This is a genomic window from Stenotrophomonas sp. LMG 10879 (assembly GCF_002750935.1).
Lineage (GTDB): Bacteria > Pseudomonadota > Gammaproteobacteria > Xanthomonadales > Xanthomonadaceae > Stenotrophomonas > Stenotrophomonas lactitubi_B.
Genome location: NZ_PEJT01000001.1, coordinates 340,195 through 361,914, shown reverse-complemented (window position 1 = coordinate 361,914; position 21,720 = coordinate 340,195). Strand labels below are relative to the sequence as shown.

The 21,720-nt window shown below is 64.4% G+C and carries 18 protein-coding genes; 10 read left to right on the top strand and 8 right to left on the bottom strand.

Annotation, left to right across the window (positions count from 1 at the left end; all coding sequences use genetic code 11):
• Positions 1-99 precede the first annotated feature (99 nt).
• Complete coding sequence (locus CR919_RS01505) at positions 100-2,751, top strand: excinuclease ABC subunit UvrA (RefSeq protein WP_099818501.1); 2,652 nt, start codon at positions 100-102, stop codon at positions 2,749-2,751.
• Positions 2,752-2,826: 75 nt separating this feature from the next.
• On the opposite strand, the gene CR919_RS01500 is transcribed toward CR919_RS01505, so the two are convergent.
• From CR919_RS01500 to CR919_RS01490, 3 genes are all read right to left on the bottom strand, one after another.
• Positions 2,827-3,675: an alpha/beta hydrolase gene (locus CR919_RS01500; protein ID WP_243379805.1), complete on the bottom strand. Its 849-nt coding sequence runs from the start codon at positions 3,673-3,675 to the stop codon at positions 2,827-2,829.
• 94 nt (positions 3,676-3,769) lie between these two features.
• Complete coding sequence (locus tag CR919_RS01495; RefSeq protein WP_099818499.1) at positions 3,770-4,552, bottom strand: SDR family oxidoreductase; 783 nt, start codon at positions 4,550-4,552, stop codon at positions 3,770-3,772.
• Complete coding sequence (locus CR919_RS01490; RefSeq protein ID WP_099818498.1) at positions 4,549-4,878, bottom strand: nuclear transport factor 2 family protein; 330 nt, start codon at positions 4,876-4,878, stop codon at positions 4,549-4,551. Before CR919_RS01490 ends, CR919_RS01495 begins: the two co-directional genes overlap by 4 nt.
• A 100-nt stretch (positions 4,879-4,978) precedes the next feature.
• Here CR919_RS01490 and CR919_RS01485 point away from each other — a divergent pair, with 100 nt between their 5' ends.
• Positions 4,979-5,914 (top strand): LysR family transcriptional regulator, encoded by a 936-nt coding sequence (locus CR919_RS01485; RefSeq protein ID WP_099818497.1) that lies wholly within the window; start codon positions 4,979-4,981, stop codon positions 5,912-5,914.
• A gap of 90 nt (positions 5,915-6,004) precedes the next feature.
• Positions 6,005-7,516, top strand: a complete 1,512-nt coding sequence (locus CR919_RS01480) for a serine hydrolase domain-containing protein (protein WP_243379800.1) — start codon at positions 6,005-6,007, stop codon at positions 7,514-7,516.
• A 119-nt stretch (positions 7,517-7,635) separates the two neighbouring features.
• On the opposite strand, the gene CR919_RS01475 is transcribed toward CR919_RS01480, so the two are convergent.
• The 3 genes from CR919_RS01475 to CR919_RS01465 form a co-directional block, all read right to left on the bottom strand.
• Positions 7,636-8,637: an NADP-dependent oxidoreductase gene (locus tag CR919_RS01475; protein ID WP_099818496.1), complete on the bottom strand. Its 1,002-nt coding sequence runs from the start codon at positions 8,635-8,637 to the stop codon at positions 7,636-7,638.
• Entirely contained in the window at positions 8,634-9,416 is a 783-nt protein-coding gene (locus tag CR919_RS01470; protein ID WP_099818495.1) for an SDR family oxidoreductase, read from the bottom strand. The genes CR919_RS01475 and CR919_RS01470 overlap by 4 nt, the downstream gene beginning before the upstream one ends.
• 61 nt (positions 9,417-9,477) lie before the next feature.
• Positions 9,478-10,575 (bottom strand): alkene reductase, encoded by a 1,098-nt coding sequence (locus CR919_RS01465; protein WP_099818494.1) that lies wholly within the window; start codon positions 10,573-10,575, stop codon positions 9,478-9,480.
• A 133-nt stretch (positions 10,576-10,708) separates the two neighbouring features.
• On the opposite strand from CR919_RS01465, the gene CR919_RS01460 reads away from it, so the two are divergent.
• Positions 10,709-11,290 carry a TetR family transcriptional regulator gene (locus tag CR919_RS01460; RefSeq protein WP_099818493.1) on the top strand — a complete coding sequence of 194 codons (582 nt, stop codon included), beginning with the start codon at positions 10,709-10,711 and terminating at the stop codon, positions 11,288-11,290.
• A 90-nt stretch (positions 11,291-11,380) separates the two neighbouring features.
• On the opposite strand, the gene CR919_RS01455 is transcribed toward CR919_RS01460, so the two are convergent.
• Positions 11,381-12,274 (bottom strand): LysR family transcriptional regulator, encoded by an 894-nt coding sequence (locus tag CR919_RS01455; protein ID WP_099818492.1) that lies wholly within the window; start codon positions 12,272-12,274, stop codon positions 11,381-11,383.
• Between the two features lie 109 nt (positions 12,275-12,383).
• Here CR919_RS01455 and CR919_RS01450 point away from each other — a divergent pair, with 109 nt between their 5' ends.
• The 3 genes from CR919_RS01450 to CR919_RS01440 all read left to right on the top strand — a co-directional run bounded on the left by CR919_RS01450 (position 12,384) and on the right by CR919_RS01440 (position 15,132).
• Positions 12,384-13,442 carry an alpha/beta hydrolase gene (locus tag CR919_RS01450; protein WP_099818491.1) on the top strand — a complete coding sequence of 353 codons (1,059 nt, stop codon included), beginning with the start codon at positions 12,384-12,386 and terminating at the stop codon, positions 13,440-13,442.
• 62 nt (positions 13,443-13,504) lie between these two features.
• Positions 13,505-14,647, top strand: coding sequence for an MFS transporter (locus tag CR919_RS01445; protein ID WP_243379797.1), 1,143 nt, complete (start codon positions 13,505-13,507; stop codon positions 14,645-14,647).
• The gene (locus CR919_RS01440; protein ID WP_207761006.1) at positions 14,647-15,132 is read left to right on the top strand and encodes a cyclophilin-like fold protein; all 486 of its coding nucleotides are present in this window, start codon (positions 14,647-14,649) and stop codon (positions 15,130-15,132) included. Before CR919_RS01445 ends, CR919_RS01440 begins: the two co-directional genes overlap by 1 nt.
• A 141-nt stretch (positions 15,133-15,273) precedes the next feature.
• On the opposite strand, the gene CR919_RS01435 is transcribed toward CR919_RS01440, so the two are convergent.
• The gene (locus CR919_RS01435) at positions 15,274-16,593 is read right to left on the bottom strand and encodes an outer membrane protein transport protein (RefSeq protein ID WP_099818489.1); all 1,320 of its coding nucleotides are present in this window, start codon (positions 16,591-16,593) and stop codon (positions 15,274-15,276) included.
• A gap of 260 nt (positions 16,594-16,853) precedes the next feature.
• Between CR919_RS01435 and CR919_RS01430 the strand changes: the two genes are divergently transcribed.
• From CR919_RS01430 to CR919_RS01420, 3 genes are all read left to right on the top strand, one after another.
• Entirely contained in the window at positions 16,854-17,480 is a 627-nt protein-coding gene (locus CR919_RS01430) for a TetR/AcrR family transcriptional regulator (protein ID WP_099818488.1), read from the top strand.
• A gap of 65 nt (positions 17,481-17,545) precedes the next feature.
• A complete protein-coding gene (locus CR919_RS01425; protein ID WP_165787225.1) occupies positions 17,546-18,658 on the top strand; it encodes an efflux RND transporter periplasmic adaptor subunit in 1,113 nt (370 codons plus the stop codon).
• The gene (locus CR919_RS01420) at positions 18,655-21,720 is read left to right on the top strand and encodes an efflux RND transporter permease subunit (protein WP_099818487.1); all 3,066 of its coding nucleotides are present in this window, start codon (positions 18,655-18,657) and stop codon (positions 21,718-21,720) included. Before CR919_RS01425 ends, CR919_RS01420 begins: the two co-directional genes overlap by 4 nt.

Below are 21,720 nucleotides of genomic sequence, written 5' to 3'. Positions count from 1 at the left end.
CGGGGCGGAACTCCCTCGCTCCATTCACCCCGCAGCAGCGAGAATGTGTCACCGGGCACGCTCTGCTGCGTGCCGCTTACTGCCTGCAGGATCGCGAAGATGTCCAACACCCCCTTTGGCGAATCGTCATGTGCTGCCGCCGCCAGCGGCTGCGTCGAGGTGCGCGGCGCGCGCGAGCACAACCTCAGGAATGTCGATGTGTCCATTCCGCGCAACGCACTGGTGGTGTTCTCTGGAGTATCGGGTTCCGGCAAGTCATCGTTGGCCTTCGGTACCGTCTTCGCCGAGGCGCAGCGGCGCTACTTCGAATCCGTAGCGCCATATGCACGCCGCCTGATCGACCAGGCGGGAGTGCCCGATGTGGATGCCATCGACGGTCTGCCGCCGGCGGTCGCCCTGCAGCAGCAGCGCGGCGCCAGCAATGCACGTTCATCGGTGGGCAGTGTCACCACGCTGTCCAGCCTGGTGCGCATGATGTACTCGCGTGCAGGCGCATACCCGGCCAACCAGCCCATGCTGTACGCCGAGGACTTCTCACCGAATACGCCACAGGGCGCCTGCAGCACCTGTCATGGCCTGGGGCACGTCTACGAGGTGACCGAAGCGCTGATGGTTCCGGATCCGTCGCTGAGCATCCGCGAACGCGCCATCGCCTCCTGGCCGCCGGCATGGCATGGCCAGAACCTGCGCGACATCCTGGTCACGCTCGGCTACGACATCGACATACCGTGGAAGAAGCTGCCGAAGAAGGACCGGGAGTGGATCCTGTTCACCGAGGAAACGCCGACCGTGCCGGTCTATGCCGGCTTCACGCCCGCCGAGACACGTGCCGCGCTCAAACGCAAGCTGGAGCCCAGCTATATGGGCACGTATACCGGCGCCCGGCGCTACGTACTGCACACGTTTGCCAATACCCAGAGCGCGTTGATGAGGAAGCGGGTCTCCCGCTACATGGAAGGCAAGCTGTGCCCGGCCTGTCACGGAAAGCGCCTGAAGCCGGAGGCGCTCTCGGTCACCTTCGCAGGCGTGGACATCGGCGAATTCATGCGCCTTCCGCTGGATCAACTGGCGGACCTGCTGGAGCCCATCGCGCAGGGCGATTTCAGCGCACACAGCCGGGGTGAACGCACCAGCAGAAGCGCCACCCGCCGCGACCGCACCACGCGGGCAGCGAGCGGTCGTCCTGTCCATGCTTTGGCCCCCGACGTGCGGCTGACCTCGGCCCTGTCGGAGGAGAAACGTCTGGCTGCACAGCGGCTTGCAGGCGGCGTCATGGCGCGTGTACACCAGCTGCGAGTCCTGGGCTTGGGGTACCTCTCGCTGGATCGCGCCACGCCAACGCTATCGGCTGGCGAACTACAGCGCCTGCGACTGGCCACCCAGCTCAGCTCGTTGCTGTTTGGTGTGCTGTACGTGCTCGATGAGCCCTCGGCCGGCCTGCATCCCGCCGACAGTCAGGCGCTGTACGACGCGCTGGACCGGCTGCGTGACGGCGGGAACTCGGTGTTCGTTGTCGAACATGATCTGGAGCTGATGCGCCGCGCGCAGTGGCTGGTGGATGTCGGCCCTGAGGCGGGCGAGCATGGCGGGCGCGTGCTCTACAGCGGCGAGCCCGAAGGCCTGCGGCACGTGCAGGATTCACGCACGGCCCGGTACCTGTTCGACCAGGTGCCTGCGGCCGCCAGCCGGCAGCGCAGTGCCAACAGTTGGCTGGAGCTGAAGGGCATCCACCGCCACAACCTGCGGGGTGTGGATGCGCAGGTGCCGCTGGGGCTGCTGACCGCAGTGACCGGCATTTCGGGCTCCGGCAAGTCCAGCCTGATGGCGCAGGCACTGCCTGAGCTGATGCTGCTGCACCTGGGGCATGAGCCCGCAGACGATGGAGCGGAGGGCACGCCTACGGAAGGGCCGACCGTGATCGAAACCACGCGAGGCCAGCTTGCAGGTGATGTGGACGCCATCCAGCGGGTCGTGCAGGTGGACCAGAAGCCCATCGGCCGCACGCCACGCTCCAACCTGGCCACCTATACCGGCCTGTTCGACCACGTGCGCAAGCTGTACGCGGCGACACCCGATGCGCGCCGCCGTCGCTTCGATGCGGGCCGCTTCTCGTTCAACGTGGCCAAGGGCCGATGCGAAACCTGCGAGGGCGAAGGGTTCGTCAGCGTCGAGCTGTTGTTCATGCCCAGCGTCTATGCGCCTTGCCCCACCTGCCACGGCGCCCGCTACAACGAGGCCACGTTGAAGGTGTTGTGGAACGGCCGCAACATCGCCGAGGTCCTGCAGATGACGGTTGAGCAGGCGCATGCGTTCTTCATCGAGGAGGATGCCATTGCCCGCCCGCTGCAGTTGCTGCAGGACATCGGACTGGGATACCTGCGACTGGGCCAACCGGCCACGGAACTGTCAGGCGGTGAAGCACAACGTATCAAGCTGGCCACCGAGCTGCAGCGCAGCCAGCGTGGGCGCACGCTTTACGTGCTGGACGAGCCCACCACCGGCCTGCATGCGTCGGACGTGGACAGGCTGCTGGTCCAGCTGCAGCGGCTGGTGGAGGCCGGAAATACGGTGGTGATGATCGAGCACGACATGCGTGCCGTCGCGCAGGCGGACTGGGTGATCGACCTCGGGCCGGGCGCCGGTGCTGCGGGTGGCACCATTGTGGCGAAGGGAACGCCGCAACAAGTGGCCCGCGCCAAAGGCAGCAGGACGGCGCCTTTCCTTGCGCGGGAGCTGGGGCAGGGCGGCTGATCGAGGGGCGGACGCATTGGACGAAGACGCCGGGCGCGACCGAGGAGTCGGCGCCCGATGTCCTGCTGCCGGAGCCTACTTTGTCGAGCTGATCGCTTCCTTGGCCGCTTGGTCGATCGTGTGGGCGACCACCTTGGGCTGCGTCATGAAGACCGCATGGCTTGCCGAAACCCTGGTGATGCGGGCGTTGATGCGCTCGGCCATGTGGATGAGCATCGCCTGGTCGAATGCCTGGTCTTCGGTGGCAATGACGGCCCAGCTGGGTTTCGTCCGCCAGGCGGCCTGTGTCAGCTTCGTGGCGAACGCCGACATGTTGATGGGCACCTGCGAGTCGCGCAGGAATGCGGCGTCAGCGTCCGTGGTGTCGTGTGCGAAGCCGGCCTTGAACGCGGTCTGGCTGATGAATCCGAAGCCGTCGCTCCCGGTTTCAATGACGAACCTGGGGGTGGGGGCGAACCCTTCGTACTGCTGTGCGGTGGTCTCACCTGCATCCGGTGCCAGCGCGGATACATAGACCAGGCCTGCCACCTTGCCGTGCACGCCGGCTTCGGTGATCACGGTGCCGCCCCAGGAATGGCCGACCAGGATAGTGGGACCATCCTGTCGGTCGAGCACGCGCTGGGTGGCCCTCACGTCATCGGCAAGCGAGGTCAGCGGGTTCTGCACGATCGATACACGATAGCCGAGCGCGGTCAGCTCGTTGTAGACCGGACGCCAGCCCGCGCCATCGGCAAAGGCGCCATGGACCAGGACGACGTTCTTCACCCGGCCGGCATCGCCAGCGGCGGCATCGGCGGCCTGTGTGGACGGGCTGAAGCCGGCCGCCAGGGCGGCGGCGAGCACGGCGGAAATGAGCGTGGACATGTGTGTTATCCCAGGTGGTGATGGTCGGCAGGGCAACTTTGCGCTGAGCGGCAGGATCATGGGTGGCATGGAATCCTGATAACTTGATCCAGCGTACTGATTGGCGTGGGGGCAAGGCCGGACGTGATCAGCGCTCGGCCAAGCGGAAGCCTGCCTACACCGTCGGCACCGTTCCGCCGTCGATGATGTGCTCCGATCCCGAAATGGAGGCCCCACGGGGCGAGACCAGGAACGCGATGAGATCGGCCACTTCGCTCGGTTTGGCCGGGCGCCCCAACGGAATCCCGCCCAGCGCATCCATGACCATCTGCCTGGCACCTTCGTAGTCGGTGCCGGCATTGGCGGCGATGCCGCCGAGGAAATCGACCGCAGCTTCCGTCTCGATCCAACCCGGCGAGACACGGATCACGCGCACGCCCTTGGGGGTCACTTCCTTGGACAGGGCCTTGCTGTAGGTGGACAACGCCGCCTTCGCGGCGGCGTAGGCGATCGTGGCGTCATGCAGCGGCAGCATGCGCTGGATCGACGACACATGCAGGATCACACCGTCCCCCTGCGCGATCATCGCGGGGAGCAATGCACGATCCATCCGCACGGCCGACATCAGGTTCAGATCGAGCGCCGTGGCCCATTCGGCATCGTCCAGCCTGGCAAAGCCACCAGCAGGCGCCGAAGAGCCACCGACCACGTTGATGAGGATGTCGATTCCATGGAGCTTTTCCTGCGCCGCCTCGACCGCTTCGCGTACCCCGTGCGCCGTCGCGAGATCGGCCGCCACGTAGTGGACGCCCTCGACAGGCTGCTTCGGAATCGAGCGTGCCGTCGCGACGACCCGGGCATCAAGCTGGGACAGCAGTTCGACGACAGCCGCGCCGACGCCGCGCGTGCCGCCCGTTACCAGGATGCGCTTTCCCGCCAGTTGGAGATCGAAATTCATGGCGCGACCTCCAGTGAGGCGATCTTGCCGCGCTCCAGCACGAAGACGTAACGCAGGTCCAGCGGGCTGCCGGGAAAGTTGCCCGACACCCGGCAGGTAACGACGTGGGAGCGCCCCTGGGTTTCCAGAGTGTGAGGTTGGGTCGTATAGGTGTACCTGGCAGATGCCTCGTTCTTCCAGGCTTCGATCGCGGCCGCGCCGGAATGGGTGTTGCCCTCATCAAGGACTAAACCCTCCCTGGTGAAGCAGGAGGCTACCGCATGACCGCTCTGGTGGTCGGCGGCGAAGTAGGCTGCGATCGGCGCGGGCAGGTCCAGATCTTTCATTGCAATGCTCCGTTTGGGGTGTGCGGAGCTAGATTGATTGCTTTCCTGCGGTTAGAGAATCACCTATTATCCGATCAGGCCATGTAGGAATCAGTGCACAATGCGCGGCTCCGAATTTGCGGAACTCAAGGCCTTTGTGGCCGTGGTCGAGCGCGGCAGCTTCGCGCGGGCTGCCGATCATCTGGGCCTGTCACGGTCGGCCCTCAGTCAGATCATCCGCCAGTTGGAAGCCCGGCTGCGCGTGCGCCTGTTGAACCGCACCACACGCAGCGTCTCGCCGACCGAGCCCGGTCGGCGGCTGCATGAGCGCATGGCCCCCATGCTTCGCGAGATGGACGAAGCCGTGGCGCAGGCAATGGGCGCGAGTGCGCGTGCGGCGGGAACCCTGCGTATCAACACCCTGAGCATGGGCGCCAAGCGCGTGCTCGCGCCACGGTTGGGACGTTTCGCGCAGGCCAACCCCGATGTCGTTCTCGATATCGTGATAGATGATGGCCTCAGCGACATCGCGGGAGAGGGATTCGATGCCGGCATACGGGTAGGTGGGCGGCTGCAGAATGACATGGTGGCGGTCCGGCTGACTCCAGATTTCGAGCTGCTTGCCGTAGCTTCGCCCGAATATCTTGCCCGGCATGGCACACCCAGGACGCCGGCGGATCTGAGCCGCCACGCCTGTATCAACTGGCGCTTTCCGGGCAGCGGCAAGGTCGCGGGCTGGCCGTTCAAGAAGAAGGACAAGGCGATCGAGTTCTTCGGTGATGGAAAGGTGATCTCGAACCATCAGGACATCATCGTGCCCGCCGCGCTGCAGGGACTTGGAATCCTGTACGCCTACAACGACAGTGACATAGCGGACGCCCTGCGCGATGGACGGCTCAAACGCGTACTTGCCGATTGGTCGCCGACGGTGCCCGGCCTCTTCCTCTACTATTCCAGCCGGCGTCACATGCTGCCGGCACTGCGTGCTTTCATTGATTGCCTGCTTGATCAGGACGTTGGCAGCGACGCGCCCACCCAACCAGGCCTTTCCGGCTGATCGTCCCGCTGGAGGTCCAGATCCTCGATGCCTGCTTTCGACCCAAAGCGATCTCCCTTGGCGGGGGCACGCTTCACCTTGGAGACCACGATGCCTGATGTCGTCGCGCCTGCAGAGATCGGACAGCGCCTGTTGCTCCGCACCAGTCTCAGCGTTGCATCGATCGTGCTGATGTTCGTGGTTCCATCGGCCCCTGCGCAGGAGGTTTCACCTGCAATCCAGTCCCGGATTGCCCGGGTGGAGCAGGGTCTTTCCAGTCGCGTAATCGTCAAGGGCGCCACCGGCCAAAAGGCGTCGATTGCCACACGCATGGCCTTCCACGCTGTTCCAGCGGTCAGCATTGCGCTCATCAACGATGGGCATGTCGAATGGACGCGGAGCTACGGCGTGCTCGATACGACCGGTCAACGCGCGGCCACACCTGCAAGCCTGTTTCAGGCTGGCTCAATCAGCAAGCCTGTCAGTGCACTGGGCGCGCTGCGCCTGGTTGAGCAGGGCAAGCTGTCGCTGGACGCTCCTGCGAACGGTCAGCTCAGCAGCTGGAAGATTCCGGAGAACGCGTTCACCCGGCAAAGCCCCGTCACGCTACGCGGTCTGCTCAACCACAGTGCCGGCATCAACGTCCATGGCTTCTACGGCTACGCAAAGGGCCAACGGGTACCGTCGCTGCTGCAGGTGCTGGATGGTGTGGCGCCAGCGAACTCCGAGGCGGTTCGTGTGGAGGCCAGGCCCGGCACCGGTTGGAAGTACTCCGGGGGTGGCTACAGCGTTGTCCAGCTGATGATGACCGAATCCGGCGGGAAGCCATTCCCCGAGTTGATGCAGGCGTTGGTCCTCGGACCGCTGGACATGGACGACAGTACGTTCGCCATGACACTGCCGCCAGCATGGCAGGCGCGGGCCGCAACGGGCCATGACAGCAACGGAACGCCCCTCGCCGGCGGTTGGCACGTCTATCCGCAGTCGGCAGCAGCCGCGCTCTGGAGCACTCCAGCGGATCTGGCCAAGGTGGTCGTCGACATCCAGCAGGCGCAGTCCGGAAAGCCCGGAAAGGTGCTGTCCAGTGCGATGACCTCCACAATGCTGAGCCGGGGTCTGGGTGAGTACGGCCTCGGGCTGTACGTTGAAGAGCTTGGCGCGGGCAGCAGCTTTTCCCACTCGGGAGGTACGGATGGGTTCCGCTCGCAGCTGTATGGCTACACCCACACCGGGCAGGGCGTGGTGGTCATGACCAATAGCGATAACGGCGCTGCTCTGATCGATGAGATTCTTGTCAGCGTGGCGGCAGAGTATGGCTGGCCGGAGTTCCAGATCATCGAGAAAGCTGCGTTGGCAGCCGACCCAGCGGCCAACGCGACGTATGCGGGCGACTACACTCTGGTGGGCAAGCCTGCGCAGATCATTGCCGAAGGAGACCGCCTGTATCTCCAGAGCGAACTGTTCAGCAAGCGGCCGATGCAGCTGTTTGCGGAGTCAAAGACCCGGTTCTTCATGACCGCACAGGACATGACGGTCGAATTCCAGCAGGCAGGCAGCACGAGGCCAGGCAGCTTTTCGCTGAAGCGCGGGAACAGCACCTACGTCGCCATGCGGGCGGATTAGTTGCGAAGCCAGTACCACTCGGATGTCCGCTTCCGGCCGGAGTCGCACACGCGCGGGGGCAACGCGCTTTCAAGGGTATCGAGTGTCCACCCACCCGCGATGCCTGACTTCGTCAGAATCTACGGCAACTCGACAACAACCTTGCCCTTTGCCCGCCCGCTCTCCACATAAGCCAACGCGCCTTGGGTGTCCTGGAACGGAAACACCCGGTCAATGACCGGGCGGATCACACCGGACTCGACCAGCGGGGTGATCCCGCGCAACTGCTGCCCGTCGGCGCGCATGAAGACAAAGGTGTAGGTCACGCCTTTCTGCCTGGCCTTGCTGCGGATGCCACGGCTGAGCAGGCGCAGGACCTGCTTGAGCGGCCAGCCGAGCCCGCGCGCGGCGGCAAAGGCCGGCGTCGGTGGCCCGGAGATGGAGATGAGATGTCCGCCCGGCTTGAGGATCTGCAGAGAGCGCTCCAGCTCCTCTTTACCCAGGCTGTTGAGCACCACATCGTAGTCGCGGAGTTCGGAGGCGACGTCCTGCTGCCTGTAATCGATGACGACATCCGCGCCCAGCGCCTTCACCCACGCGACGTTGGCCGTGCTGGTCGTGGTCGCCACGAAGGCTCCCAGATGCTTGGCCAGTTGGATGGCCACGGTGCCGACGCCGCCGGAGCCGGCCTGGATGAACACCTTCTGTCCTGGCTTCAGCTGTGCGGTTTCCACAAGCGTCTGCCACGCGGTCAGTGCGACCAGCGGCAGCGAGGCGGCCTCCACCATGCTGAGGTTGCCGGGCTTTGGCGCCACAGAGCCCGCGTTGACCGCGATGAACCCGGCGAACGTGCCGATGCGATCATCGTCGGGACGTGCATATACCTCATCGCCCGGTTTGAACTGGGAAACGCCCGCGCCCACACGCTCCACCGTACCGGCCAGGTCGTTGCCCAGGATCAGCGGCAGGCGATACGGCAGGACCGCCTTGAACTCGCCACGCCGGATCTTCGTGTCCAGCGCGTTGACGCTGGCCGCGTGCACGCGGATGAGTACATCGCCGTCGCGCAGCGGTGGCGTTGGTACCTCTCCGATGCGCCCCGTTTCCTTCTTGCCATACCGGTCGATGAGGAAGGCTTTCATGCGCGGTAGCGCTCCGCTGCCTGCGCCTGGCGGAGATCCGAGAGCAGGCCCTGGCGCGATGCCTCCAGCGTGTCCCAGCGTTCGGCCACATGCAGCGGCGGAATGGTCACCGGTTCGCGGCGATCAAAGCCGACCAGGGCGGCATCGACCAGTTCGCCAACGTCCATCACTTCGGGCAGCGTGTTGATGTCGATGCCGGCACGCTCCCAGATCTCGGTGCGGGTGGCCGCCGGCAGGACGGCCTGCACGTAGACGCCCTTGGGCGACAGTTCCAGGCTCAGGCCCTGCGACAGGAACAGCACGAAGGCTTTGGTCGCGCCGTAGACGGTCATGCCAAGCTCCGGTGCCAGGCCGACTACCGAGCCGATGTTGACGATCGCGCCTTCGCCGGCGGTGGCCAATCGCGGTGCAATGGCAGCGGCCAGGCGCGTCAGGGCGAGGGTGTTCAGTGTTACCAGTTGGTCGATGCTGTCGGCCGATTGCGCGGTGAAGCCACCGGACTGGGCGATGCCTGCGTTGTTGATCAGGATGCCGATACGGGCATCGTCACGCAGGCGGGCTTCCACGGCGGCCAGATCGCTGCGCTGGGTGAGATCGGCCGGCAGGACGTCTACGGCGACCCCGGTGTCCTGGCGCAGGCGCGCGGCCAGTGTTTCCAGACGCGTCCTGTCGCGCGCAACCAGCACCAGGTCGTGTCCGCGGCGTGCGAAGCGTTCGGCGTAAACGGTGCCGATGCCGCTGGAGGCGCCGGTGATGAGGACGATGGGAAGCTGGCTCATGGTGTGTCTCTTGGAATTGGAAGGGGCGAACGGGGTGTGCAGCGTGGCGCTGTCGAACGGGTTACTGCGGCGCCGTATCGGTCAATGCGGGGTAGTCGGTGTAACCCTCCGCACCGCCGCCGTACAACGTCGCTGGATTCAACGCGTTCAACGGCGCGCCGGTTTTCAGGCGTTCGACCAGATCGGGATTGCTGATGAAGGCACGGCCAAACGCGACCAGGTCTGCTTTGCCAGCGGCAAGCCGTGCGTTGGCCAGTTCGAGGTCGTAGCCATTGTTGGCCAGGTAGGTGCCGGTGAAACGCCGGCGCAGGCTGTCAAAGTCGAACGGCGCTACGTCGCGCGGGCCACCGGTAGCACCTTCCACCACGTGCAGGTACACGATGCCCAGAGCGCTGAGCTGATCAACGATGTAGTCGTACTGCGGCTGCGGGTCGCTGACGGTGGAAATCGCGTTGGCCGGAGAAACCGGCGAGATGCGCACACCGGTACGATCGGCGCCGATCTCCTGCGCCACGGCGGCGGTGACGTCCAGCAGCAGGCGCGCGCGGTTCTCGACCGAGCCGCCGTACGCATCGGTGCGCTGGTTGGCGCCGTCCTTGATGAACTGTTCCAGCAGGTAGCCGTTCGCACCGTGGATTTCGACCCCATCGAAGCCGGCGGCGATGGCATTGGCGGCGGCCCGGCGGAAGTCGTTGACGATGGCCGGCAGTTCGTCGATCTCCAATGCGCGCGGCTCGGACACATCAACAAAGCCGTTGTGCACGAACGTCTTGGTCTGCGCACGGATCGCCGAGGCGGAGACGGGCGCGGCGTGGCCGGGCTGCAGATCCACGTGCGAGATGCGGCCCACGTGCCAGAGCTGCACGAAGATGTGCCCGCCACGTGCGTGCACGGCGTCGGTGACCTGGCGCCAGCCGTCGATCTGATCCTGCGTGTAGAGCCCGGGCGTGTCCTGGTAGCCCTGGGCCTGGGCCGAGATCTGGGTGGCCTCGGTGATGATCAGGCCGGCCGAGGCCCGCTGGGCGTAGTAGGTGGATGCCAGTGGGCTGGGCACCAGGCCGGCATCGGCGCGGTTGCGCGTCAGCGGTGCCATCACGATACGGTTGGCCAGCGTCAGCGGGCCAAGGGGGTAGGGCTGGAACAGTGTCGTGGTCGTCATGTGATGTGGGGCTGGTGGTCGTTGCCGCAATGATGATGACCGTAATCCATGATGTCAATGGTTTGATGATGAACGTAATCAATACGTGCTAGACTGCCGTCCTTCCGCAGCACAGCCCCTGGGGCATCGGGTCATGAAGGTCACCAAGGCACAAGCGCAGGCCAACCGGGCGCACATTGTCGAAACCGCATCCACGCTCTTCAGGGAGCGGGGCTACGACGGTGTAGGCGTCGCAGACCTGATGGCGGCTGCAGGCTTTACCCACGGTGGCTTCTACAAGCATTTCGGCTCCAAGACCGACCTCATGGCCGAAGCCTCCCTCTGCGGCCTGGCGCAATCTGCCGACGCTGCGGCGGGCATGGATCTGGCGGGCTTTCTTGGCTACTACCTTTCCCGGGAGCATCGGGATGACCCAGGCCACGGCTGCACGATGGCCGCGTTGAGTGCAGACGCCGCGCGCCAGCCGGCAACGGTCAAGGCAGCCTTTGCCGCCGGCATTGAAGCCCAAGTAGGGCGCCCTGCCAGCGAGGATGATCCGTCGAGCGAGCACGCCAGCCCGGAGGCGCGTGCGCGCCGGATAGCCCTGATGGCCATGGCCGTGGGCGCAGTGGTGCTGTCCAGGTCCTGTCCGGATGATTCGCCGCTGGCGGACGAAATCCTGGATGCGTGCCGGGCGGCTGTCATGGCGCGCCTGTCGGATGCGCCCGATCGCTGAGTCGCGCCTGCGCGCGTGCCTCTGGGCCGTCAGCCGGCGCGCGCGATGCAGGCCGCCGTGCTTCAGTCCGACCTGGCACCACCGCGGACCTTAAGCGTCCCGCTTCAGCCAGCCCACCAGCGCCGAAAATGCCGGCGAGGGCTGCCGGCGGTTCGGGTAGTACAGGTGATAGCCCGGAAAAGGCACGCACCATTTGTCGAGCACGGCAAGCAGCCGGCCCTCGGCAATGTGATCGGCCACCATCGGCTCAGGCACGTACGCCAGGCCCATGCCGTCCAGGGCGGCATTGATCACGTGGATCATGCTGTTGAACACCAGTGGTCCGTCGCCGCGCACGGTGAACTCCTTGCCCTTCTCCTCGAACTCCCACGCATAGATGGCGCCATTCGGGCGATGCCGGATGTGCACGCAGCGATGTTGGGTGATATCGGCGGGCTTCCTTGGCTTGGCATGCTTCTGGAAGTAGTCGGGCGATCCAACCACCCCCAGCCGCCAATCCGGCCCGACCCTGACCGCGATCATGTCCTTGCTGAGCGCCTCGCCCAGCCGGATGCCGGCGTCGAAGCGCTGTTCCACCACGTTGGTGAAGCCGTAATCAACGTAGAGCTCCAGTGTGATGTCCGGATACTCGGCGAGGAATCCGGCAAGGCGAGGGCGGATGATGGTCTCCATCGAATCGTCCGTGCAGGAGATCCGCAGGGTTCCGGCCGGGCGATCGCGCAGATCCCCCAATGCCTCCACACTGGCGCCGATGGCCTCGAAGTGCGGTGCGATGGAGCGCATCAGGCGCTCGCCCGCCTCGGTCGGGGAGACGTTGCGCGTGGTCCGGGCCAGCAGCCGGATGCCCAGGCGCTCCTCCAACAGCCGCATGGAGTGGCTGAGCGCCGAGGGTGTCACCCCCAGGCGAACAGCTGCCTTGGTGAAGCTCTGCTCCTGGGCCACCACCAGGAAGGCCTGCAGGTCGTTGGTCTTCACGCTGCTCATGGGTCAATTGTGAGCTCAACTCAGTAATGCATCAACTTTCAGCCGGCTTATCGCGGTAGCAGGCGCCGCCTATCGTGGCGACCTGAGTTCCCACTGAGGCCGTCCGCACATGAAACCCACCACGCTGCTGCTGGCACTGATTGCCAGCCATTTCGTTCCGCAGGCGGCCGTGGCCGCCGAGGCACCGGTCGCCGCAAGAACCGCCGGCGCCGACAATTTCTACAGAAGCGCCAGCGTAAAGGGCGAGCGCGTCAGCTTCCGCAACCAGTACCAGATGGAGGTGGTCGGAATGCTGTACCGGCCTCAGGGCCAGGTGCGGGGTGCCCGCGCGCCAGCCGTGGTAGTCGGTCATCCGATGGGCGCAGTGAAGGAGCAGAGTTCACAGTTGTACGCGCAGAAGCTGGCTGAGCAGGGCTTCGTTACGCTGGCAATCGACCTGTCCTTCTGGGGTGAAAGCGCCGGTACGCCTCGGCACCTGGTGTCGCCGGAGATCTATTCGGATGACATCAGCGCGGCGGTGGACTTCCTGAGCGCGCAGTCGTTCGTGGACCCGGAACGAATTGGGGGCTTGGGTATCTGCGGCAGTGGCAGTTTCGTGATCAGCGCTGCGAAGATCGATCCACGCATCAAGGCAATCGCGACGGTCAGCATGTATGACATGGGCGCCGCTGTGCGCCAGGGGTTGAACAACACGCAGTCGCTTCAACAGCGCAAAGCGATGATCCAAGCGGCGACGAAGCAGCGCCTGGTTGAGTTCAACGGTGGGCAGGCCGCCTATGTGCCGGGCACCGTGAATACGCTGGATGCCGATACGCCGGACGTGCAGCGTGAGTTCTTCGATTTTTACCGTACGCCGCGCGGTGCCTATGCAGCCGCAGGCGAGCAGCGCGAACGAACCACCCAGCCGCTGTTCAGCAGCCTGGTCAAGTTCGTCAACTTCTATCCATTCAACGATATCGAGGCCATCTCGCCGCGGCCGATGTTGTTCATCTCGGGCGACCACGCACATTCCCGTGAGTTCAGCGAGGATGCGTACCGCAGGGCAGCCCAGCCGAAGGAAATCTACTGGGTGAAAGATGCCGGCCACGTAGACCTGTATGACCGCACCGACCTGATTCCCTTCGCCAGGTTGGCGACGTTCTTCCAGCAAGGCCTGGCTGGGAAATGAGCAGTAACGACGCGACGGCCGAACGGGCCAACTGGGGCGGTGTGCTGGCGATGACACTATGCGTGTTCGCACTGATCGCCTCCGAATTCATGCCGGTGAGCCTGCTCACGCCCCTGGCGGCTGACCTCGGTGTGTCCGAAGGGCTGGCCGGGTATGGAATTGCCATCTCCGGCGCCTTCGCAGTGCTGACCAGCCTGTCGATCTCCCGGTTGGCCGGCAGCATCAACCGGAAGACGCTGCTGCTGACGCTCACCGCGGTGATGGCGGTGTCGGGCGTGGTGGTGGCGATGGCTTCCAGCTACCCGATCTACATGATGGGCCGGGCGCTGATCGGCGTGGTGATCGGTGGGTTCTGGTCGTTGTCTGCGGCCACGGCCATGCGCCTGGTGCCTGCAGCGCAGGTGCCGCGAGCACTGGCGATCTTCAATGGCGGCAACGCGCTGGCGACGGTCGTGGCCGCGCCACTGGGCAGTTACCTTGGCGGCGTGATCGGATGGCGCGGCGCGTTCCTGTGCCTTCTGCCTGTGGCAGCCATCGCGCTGGCATGGCAGTGGCGGTGCCTTCCCTCCATGCCCGCAGAAGGAAGGCCATCCCACGGCGGGGTACTGGCCCTGTTGCGGCGGCGGGTGGTGATGCTGGGCATGGCGGCGTGCGGCGCGTTCTTCATGGGGCAGTTTGCCGTGTTCACCTATGTGCGCCCGTTCCTGGAGAAGGTCACGGGTGCAGGGGAATCCGCGGTTCCGCTGGTGCTGCTGACCATGGGTGCAAGCGGCTTTGTGGGCACGCTCGCGATCGGGGCATTCATCAGGCGCGGCCTCTACCGCACGCTGGTGGCTGTCCCGATCCTGATGGCGGTGATTGCCGTAACGCTGGTGCCGCTGGGTTCGCACCTTTGGCCGACTGCCGCACTGTTTTCGGTATGGGGGCTGCTGGCCACGGCTGCGCCGGTGGGCTGGTGGAGCTGGCTGGCGCGCACGTTCACCCGCAACGCTGAGGCGGGCGGCGGGCTGATGGTAGCGGTGGTGCAGTGCTCGATCGCGTTGGGTTCCACCCTCGGTGGCCTGCTGTTGGACAGCGCTGGTTTCGCCAGTACGTTCCTGGCCGGCGCAGGCCTGCTGTTGCTCGCGGCCTTGCTTGCCCATGTCACGGCTGCCGATGCTGCATCCGCGTCCGGCTCGGCGGTTGCCGCGGAAGCCCGAGGCTGATGGGACGCGCGGCGCAGATCATTGCGCAGCTGCTTTCGCTTTGCCTTGCATTCGCGGCGGTGCCTGCATGTTCTGCCGGGCAGAATCAGCACGCCGTTGCGCTCATGAAAACCGCAGCCAACCCGAAGGTCCCTGCAATGAAGATCCGGCTGATCATCAACGACCAGACGCTGTCGGCCACGTTGGAGGTCAGCGTTCCCGCACGCGACTTCGCCGCCCAGTTGCCGATTACCCTTCAGCTTGAGGACTATGCTGCTACGGAGAAGATCGCGCAGCTCCCGCGCCGCCTCAACATTGCCGGCGAACCGGACGGGATCACGCCAGTGGCCGGCGATATCGCCTTCTACGCACCTTGGGGGAACCTGGCGATTTTCCACAGACCGTTCGGCTACTCGAAGGGTCTGGTGCTGCTTGGACGTATCGAGGGAAGTCTGCAGGCCCTTCGTGCCGAGGGGCCGCTGGTGGTTCGCTTGGAAGTCGAGTAGCGGTTTGGCTGCCGCGCTCACTCCGGACCGCTTCTTTGTTGGCGACAGGGCCTGGCATCCGCTTGTGTGATCGGGATTGCCAAGGCGGCTGGCGGCTTGCGCCGCCAGCCTACGGGCGCGGGAGGGGACCCGCCCGGTGCTTTAGAAGTAGTAGGCAGCTGAAAAAGCCACGATGTCTGAGCCGACGTCGTACTCGCCCTGCAGGCTGCTGCCCGTAGCCGAGGTCACCGACACTTCCGGCTTGTCCAGGAAGAGATGCGTGTAGCCGACGCTGTACTCAGCCGACTCAGAGGCTCGATACGTAGCGCCCAGGGATAACCACTTGCGATTGCTGTCTGGCACGCGGACATCACGGATATCGTCTGTCACAGGGCTCTGATCGGTCGCGATGCCCGCGCGGAGCGTTAGCTTCTGGCTATAGCGATACTCCGTGCCGATGGAAGCAAACGTTGTATCCCGGTAGCTGAAGTCCAGAGCCCGGGTGGGCTGAGCAGAGTGGAAGTCCAGCCTGATTTCGGCGAACTTGGACCATGCCGTGCGTGTCACATCGGCCATGACCGTCCAGCGGTCGTTGACCTGGTGGCTGATGCTGCCGGTCAGCGTGGCGGGAAGATTGAGCGCAGTGCTTGCGTTGGTGTCGACAAACCAGCCAGGACGCGCTGCTGCCAACAATGGTGCGGCGGTCGCTGGAACCCCGAAGCGTACCTCTGCGTCGTTGAGCTTGTGTTCCACCCTGGACCGATATGCGATGCCGATGTTGGTTCCCTCTACCGGCGTGAAGAGTCCGCCGAGGGTGAAGCCAACCGCGTCATCCTCGGCGTCAATGCGCGTATAGCCATCTGCGCTTCCCGGAGAAAAGCCGGGCGCCCGTGCGCCAGCGAGCACGGCGCCAAAATCGACAGCGTCGTAGAGCTTGGCTTCCACGCGCTCGACAAAAATGGAGGCGCCAAAGGACACATAAGGATTTACGTCGTAGGAAAGCGACATCCCCAGGTCAACCGATTTAATTTCCGTCTTGATCCCGTTGTAGCGACCGACCCAGTCGCTCTCGTACTCAGTCTTGAAGCCAAATGGCGCCGTCAGTGAAAGCCCCAGGTGGGCCTTCTCACCCAATGGGGTGTTGAAATAGAGGGCAGGGATGGGGCTGGTGTCACCCGCGTCCCCGCCATCGCCTCCAGAGAGCGGACGTCCCAGGGCATCGCGTCCTTCGCCTTTGAAGTCCACGGTGTAGTTCACAACACTTGCATCGGCTTGAAACAGCCGCCCATCGAGAAGACGCATGGCAGCCGGATTGTCCGCTATCACCGATGCGTCGCCTGGCGCACTGATCGACCCCGCAAAAGCGCGGCCCAGGCCCTTTGCACTTTTCTCCTTCAACTGGAATGCAGCAGCCTGCGCATTACCAGTCGCGCCTGCCAATGCACCAAGCAGGGCCAGCGCAAGTGTCGTTTTTGTGGTCATTGCTTGCCCTCCACAGGCAGCTGTCGATGCGGCGATTCGGATGGGGAGATGCTTGATTCAGAAGGCGCTCCTCACGGCATGAGACGGTTCGGCCCTGGTGCGCAGCGCGCATCCCGGCTGCGGAGTCATCGCCCAGCTGAGCCGCCCCGAGTATTGGACAGGTGACCGAGTCCGTCAACCGTCACTCTGGGGCCGATAGTGGACCGATACCCGATCGGTCACCATTTGCCCGCGTTAGCGCGCGGCGCTACCCTTGCCCGATGTCTACTTCAACCTCTGCAGCACTCGACGCCGGGCGCGGCCCCGCCGAGCACGACGTGCGCACCCAGATCATCGAGGCTGCCACCGCGCATTTCAGCCACTACGGCTATGACAAGACCACGGTGTCCGACCTCGCCAAGGCCATCGGTTTCTCGAAGGCCTACGTCTACAAGTTCTTTTCCTCCAAGCAGGCCATTGGCGAGGTGATCTGCGCCAATTGCCTCAGTCAGATCGAAAGCGAGGTTCATCAGGCCCTGCAAGGCGTGCAAGCGCCTGCCGAGAGGCTGCGGTTGTTGTTCACCGTCATTGTGGAGGCCGGTCTTCGCCTGTTTCTGCAGGATCGGCGCCTGTATGAAATTGCCGTTGCGGCCGCGACGGATCAATGGCCTTCAGCGCAGGCGTATGAAGGGCGCATCAGGCAGCTTGTTGAAGACATCATCAAGGATGGACGCGCTTCCGGCGCATTTGAGTGCACGACGCCGCTCGAGGACACCAGTCGTGCGGTCTACCAGGTCCTGCTTCCTTATCTGAATCCGGTGACGCTGCCGCACCTGGCGCCCCTGCACAAAGAAGCGCCAAGTGCCTTGCAGGAGTTGGTCCTCCGGAGCCTTGAGTCACGCCCGTAGTGACTATTGACTATATTAGTCACTAGGAACAGAATGCCTCCGGATACCCCACTCCGGAAGGCCGCATGCGTCGCCGTTTTGTAGTCACAGCCCTCTCCTGTGTTGCTCCGTTGTTCCTTGTGGCCTGCGGAAAGTCGGATGACGTCGATCCCCGGACCGCTCCGCCCATCGTCCGGATTGCCCAAGTGCAACCGGGGGCGGGAGGCGCGCGCACGTTCACAGGAACCGTCGCTGCACGCGTACAGAGTGATCTGGCCTTTCGAGTGGGTGGCAAGGTCACCGAGCGCCTGGTTGAGACGGGGCAGACGGTAAAGCGCGGCGACGTGCTCTATCGGATTGATCCTGTCGATCTGAATTTGGCAGCGGCCTCCCAGCAGCAGGCCGTCATCGCGGCCCGAGCGCAAAGCGCGCAAGCCACCGCAGACGAAGCGCGATACCGCGATCTGGCAGCCAAGGGCGTCGTTTCCCGGTCGGCCTACGAGCAGATCAAAGCGGCGGCGGACGCAGCATCGGCACAGCTCAAGGCGGCCGACGCGCAAGCCCGGGTTGCACGTAATGCCAGTCAATACACGGCGCTCATCGCCGATGCCGACGGAGTGGTCATGACCATCTCCGCTGAGCCCGGTCAGGTCGTGGCGGCGGGGCAGATCGTTGCCCGGCTTGCCCGTGCAGGCAGTCGGGAGGCCGTGGTCCAGTTGCCCGAGACGCTGCGACCCCAGATCGGCTCCGTGGCCTCAGCGTCCCCGTTCGGGGCAAGCGGCAAGATCCCCGCACGGTTGCGCGTGCTCTCGGAATCGGCCGACCCCGCCACCCGGACCTTCGAAGCCCGCTACACCCTGGAAGAGGGCAGCACGGCGCTGACGCTGGGTTCCACGGTGGCGGTCGAACTTGCAGGCGCAGCGCCTGCCGGTGCGTCGGCCGGCGTCGAGGTGCCGTTGGGCGCGCTGTTCGATCCTGGTACCGGTCCCGGCGTCTGGGTGATCGGTGGTGAGCCGCTCAAAGCCCATTGGACGCCGGTCGCCGTCAAGCAGTTGGGTGATGACCGGGTCGTGGTTGAGGGGGCACTGAAAGCATCGGATCGCGTGGCTGCCCTCGGCGCCCATCTACTCCGCGAAGGGCAGGTGGTTCGCATCGCTGACGCCGCCAGGAACGCCGCTGCAAATGGAGCCCACCAGTGAGTGGGTTCAATCTGTCGGCACTTGCGGTGCGCGAGCGTGCCATCACGGTTTTCCTGATCTTTCTGGTCTCCGTTGCCGGCATCGTTTCCTTCTTCCAGCTCGGCCGCGCTGAGGACCCTGCGTTCACTGTCAAGGTCATGACCATCGTGACGGCCTGGCCTGGCGCTACGCCAACAGAAATGCAGGACCAGGTCGCCGAGAAGCTGGAAAAGCGCCTGCAGGAACTGCGCTGGTATGACCGCAGCGAAACCTACACCCGGCCTGGCCTGTCCTTCACTACGCTGACATTGCAGGATGGCACGCCACCGTCGGAGGTACAGGAGGAGTTCTACCAGGCGCGCAAGAAGATGGCTGACGAAGCCGCAAATCTGCCCACGGGCGTGATCGGCCCGATGGTCAACGACGAGTACGCGGATGTCACGTTTGCTCTCTTCGCACTGAAAGCGAAGGGTGAACCGTTCCGCCTGCTCGCGCGTGATGCCGAGACGCTGCGTCAGCGATTGCTGCACGTACCTGGCGTGAAGAAGGTCAACATCATTGGTGAGCAGTCCGAGCGCATCTATGTGGAGCTGTCACACGAACGGCTGTCGAACCTGGGCATAACACCGCAGGACGTGTTCGGGGCGCTGAACGGACAGAACGCGTTGACCCCGGCAGGCTCGGTCGAGGCCAAGGGCCCGCAGATCTTCATTCGCCTCGATGGCGCGCTCGATCAGCTGGACAAGATCCGCGATACACCCATCGTTGCACAGGGCAGGACCCTCAAATTACGGGACATCGCCACCGTCAAGCGTGGCTATGAGGACCCGTCGACCTTCATGATCCGCAACGGTGGCGAGCCAGCCATGCTGCTGGGCATCGTCATGCGCGACGGCTGGAATGGCCTGGATCTTGGCGCCTCACTCGACGCGGAAGTCAGGAAGATCAATGACGGGCTTCCTGTCGGGATGGCGCTGGACAAGGTCACCGATCAGGCCGTGAACATCAGCTCGTCGGTCGACGAGTTCATGATGAAGTTCTTTGCCGCGCTGCTGGTGGTGATGCTGGTCTGCTTTGTCAGCATGGGCTGGCGGGTGGGTGTCGTGGTGGCTGCGGCCGTGCCGCTGACCCTCGCTGCCGTGTTCATGGTGATGGCTGCAACCGGCAAGAACTTTGACCGCATCACGCTCGGCTCGCTGATCCTGGCGCTCGGTCTGCTGGTGGACGACGCCATCATTGCCATCGAAATGATGGTGGTGAAGATGGAAGAGGGCTATAGCCGGGTCAAGGCATCGGCCTACGCGTGGAGCCATACGGCAGCGCCCATGCTGGCCGGCACCCTGGTCACTGCGGTGGGCTTCATGCCCAATGGCTTTGCCCGGTCCACTGCGGGCGAATACACCAGCAACATGTTCTGGATCGTGGGCATTGCGCTGATCGTGTCGTGGGTGGTCGCGGTGTTCTTTACGCCTTACCTCGGGGTGAAGCTCCTCCCTGAACTCAAGACCGTCGAAGGCGGGCACAGCAGCCTCTACGACACGCCGCGCTACAACCGTTTCCGTTCAATCCTGGCGCGCGTGATCGCGCGCAAGTGGCTTGCGGCAGGTTCGGTGATCGGTCTGTTCGTGCTTGCTGTGGTGGGCATGGGGTTGGTGAAAAAGCAGTTCTTCCCCATTTCCGATCGCCCGGAAGTGCTGGTCGAAGTGCAGATGCCCTACGGCACCGCCATCGAACAGACCAGCCTGGCTACCAGGAAGGTCGAAAAGTGGCTTTCGCAGCAGGAAGAATCGAAGATCGTCACGGCCTATATTGGTCAGGGCGCTCCCCGGTTCTATCTTGCCATCTCGCCGGAACTACCGGATCCGGCATTCGCCAAGATCGTGGTGCGTACCGACAGCCAGGAACAGCGCGATGCCTTGAAAGCAAGGCTGCGCCAGGCGGTGGCTGAGGGATTGGCACCAGAGGCGCGTGTGCGTGTGACGCAGCTGGTGTTCGGGCCTTACTCGCCCTATCCGGTGGCCTACCGTGTCAGCGGTCCGGATACGGATGTCATCCGTGGCATTGCGGCCAAGGTGGAGCAGACCATGCACGCCAGCCCGATGATGCGCACGGTCAACACCGATTGGGGCGTGCGCACGCCAACGCTGCACTTCACGCTGGATCAGGACCGCTTGCAGGCCATGGGCATGACCTCGGCGTCCGTCTCGCAGCAGTTGCAGTTCTTCCTGAGCGGCGTGCCGGTCACTGCCGTTCGTGAGGACATCCGCACCGTCGAGGTTGTCGCTCGATCTGGTGGGGCAACGCGGTTGGATCCTGCGCGCATCGCAGACTTCACCCTCGTCGGTGCTGCTGGCCAGCGAGTGCCGCTGTCGCAGATCGGCTCGGTCGAGGTTCGGATGGAAGAGCCGGTGCTGCGCCGCCGTGATCGGGTACCCACCATCACCGTGCGCGGTGACATTGACGATGCACTGCAGCCACCGGATGTATCCACCGCGATCAGCAAGCAGCTTGCGCCGCTCATTGCCTCGCTGCCCGAGGGCTACGCGATTACCCAGGCCGGCTCCATCGAGGAATCGGGCAAGGCGATGAGCGCGATGCTGCCACTGTTCCCAATCATGCTGGCGGTGACCCTGCTGATCATCATCCTGCAGGTACGTTCCATCTCCGCGATGATCATGGTCTTCATGACCAGTCCGTTGGGGCTGATCGGCGTGGTGCCGACCCTGCTGCTGTTCCAGCAGCCGTTTGGCATCAACGCGCTGGTTGGATTGATCGCATTGTCGGGCATCCTGATGCGCAACACGCTCATCCTCATCGGCCAGATCCACGAGAACGAAGAAGCGGGGATGGATACCTTCCACGCCATCATCGAGGCGACAGTTCACCGCGCCCGCCCAGTGATCCTCACGTCTCTGGCAGCGGTGCTTGCGTTCATTCCGCTGACCCATTCGGTGTTCTGGGGAACGCTTGCCTACACGCTGATCGGCGGCACCATCGCAGGCACCGTCATGACACTGGTGTTCCTGCCGGCGATGTATGCCATCTGGTTCAAGGTGCGAGCGGACAAGACCCCCGTCGCCTGA

Excerpts from the sequence above, each read along its gene's own strand:
- CR919_RS01435 (WP_099818489.1), bottom strand. The coding sequence starts at position 16,593 with ATGACCACAAAAACGACACTTGCGCTGGCCCTGCTTGGTGCATTGGCA.
- CR919_RS01475 (WP_099818496.1), bottom strand. The coding sequence starts at position 8,637 with ATGAAAGCCTTCCTCATCGACCGGTATGGCAAGAAGGAAACGGGGCGC.
- CR919_RS01450 (WP_099818491.1), top strand. The coding sequence starts at position 12,384 with ATGAAACCCACCACGCTGCTGCTGGCACTGATTGCCAGCCATTTCGTT.
- CR919_RS01480 (WP_243379800.1), top strand. The coding sequence starts at position 6,005 with ATGCCTGATGTCGTCGCGCCTGCAGAGATCGGACAGCGCCTGTTGCTC.
- CR919_RS01485 (WP_099818497.1), top strand. The coding sequence starts at position 4,979 with ATGCGCGGCTCCGAATTTGCGGAACTCAAGGCCTTTGTGGCCGTGGTC.
- CR919_RS01460 (WP_099818493.1), top strand. The coding sequence starts at position 10,709 with ATGAAGGTCACCAAGGCACAAGCGCAGGCCAACCGGGCGCACATTGTC.
- CR919_RS01425 (WP_165787225.1), top strand. The coding sequence starts at position 17,546 with ATGCGTCGCCGTTTTGTAGTCACAGCCCTCTCCTGTGTTGCTCCGTTG.
- CR919_RS01470 (WP_099818495.1), bottom strand. The coding sequence starts at position 9,416 with ATGAGCCAGCTTCCCATCGTCCTCATCACCGGCGCCTCCAGCGGCATC.
- CR919_RS01500 (WP_243379805.1), bottom strand. The coding sequence starts at position 3,675 with ATGATCCTGCCGCTCAGCGCAAAGTTGCCCTGCCGACCATCACCACCT.
- CR919_RS01505 (WP_099818501.1), top strand. The coding sequence starts at position 100 with ATGTCCAACACCCCCTTTGGCGAATCGTCATGTGCTGCCGCCGCCAGC.
- CR919_RS01495 (WP_099818499.1), bottom strand. The coding sequence starts at position 4,552 with ATGAATTTCGATCTCCAACTGGCGGGAAAGCGCATCCTGGTAACGGGC.
- CR919_RS01490 (WP_099818498.1), bottom strand. The coding sequence starts at position 4,878 with ATGAAAGATCTGGACCTGCCCGCGCCGATCGCAGCCTACTTCGCCGCC.
- CR919_RS01440 (WP_207761006.1), top strand. The coding sequence starts at position 14,647 with ATGGGACGCGCGGCGCAGATCATTGCGCAGCTGCTTTCGCTTTGCCTT.
- CR919_RS01465 (WP_099818494.1), bottom strand. The coding sequence starts at position 10,575 with ATGACGACCACGACACTGTTCCAGCCCTACCCCCTTGGCCCGCTGACG.
- CR919_RS01430 (WP_099818488.1), top strand. The coding sequence starts at position 16,854 with ATGTCTACTTCAACCTCTGCAGCACTCGACGCCGGGCGCGGCCCCGCC.
- CR919_RS01455 (WP_099818492.1), bottom strand. The coding sequence starts at position 12,274 with ATGAGCAGCGTGAAGACCAACGACCTGCAGGCCTTCCTGGTGGTGGCC.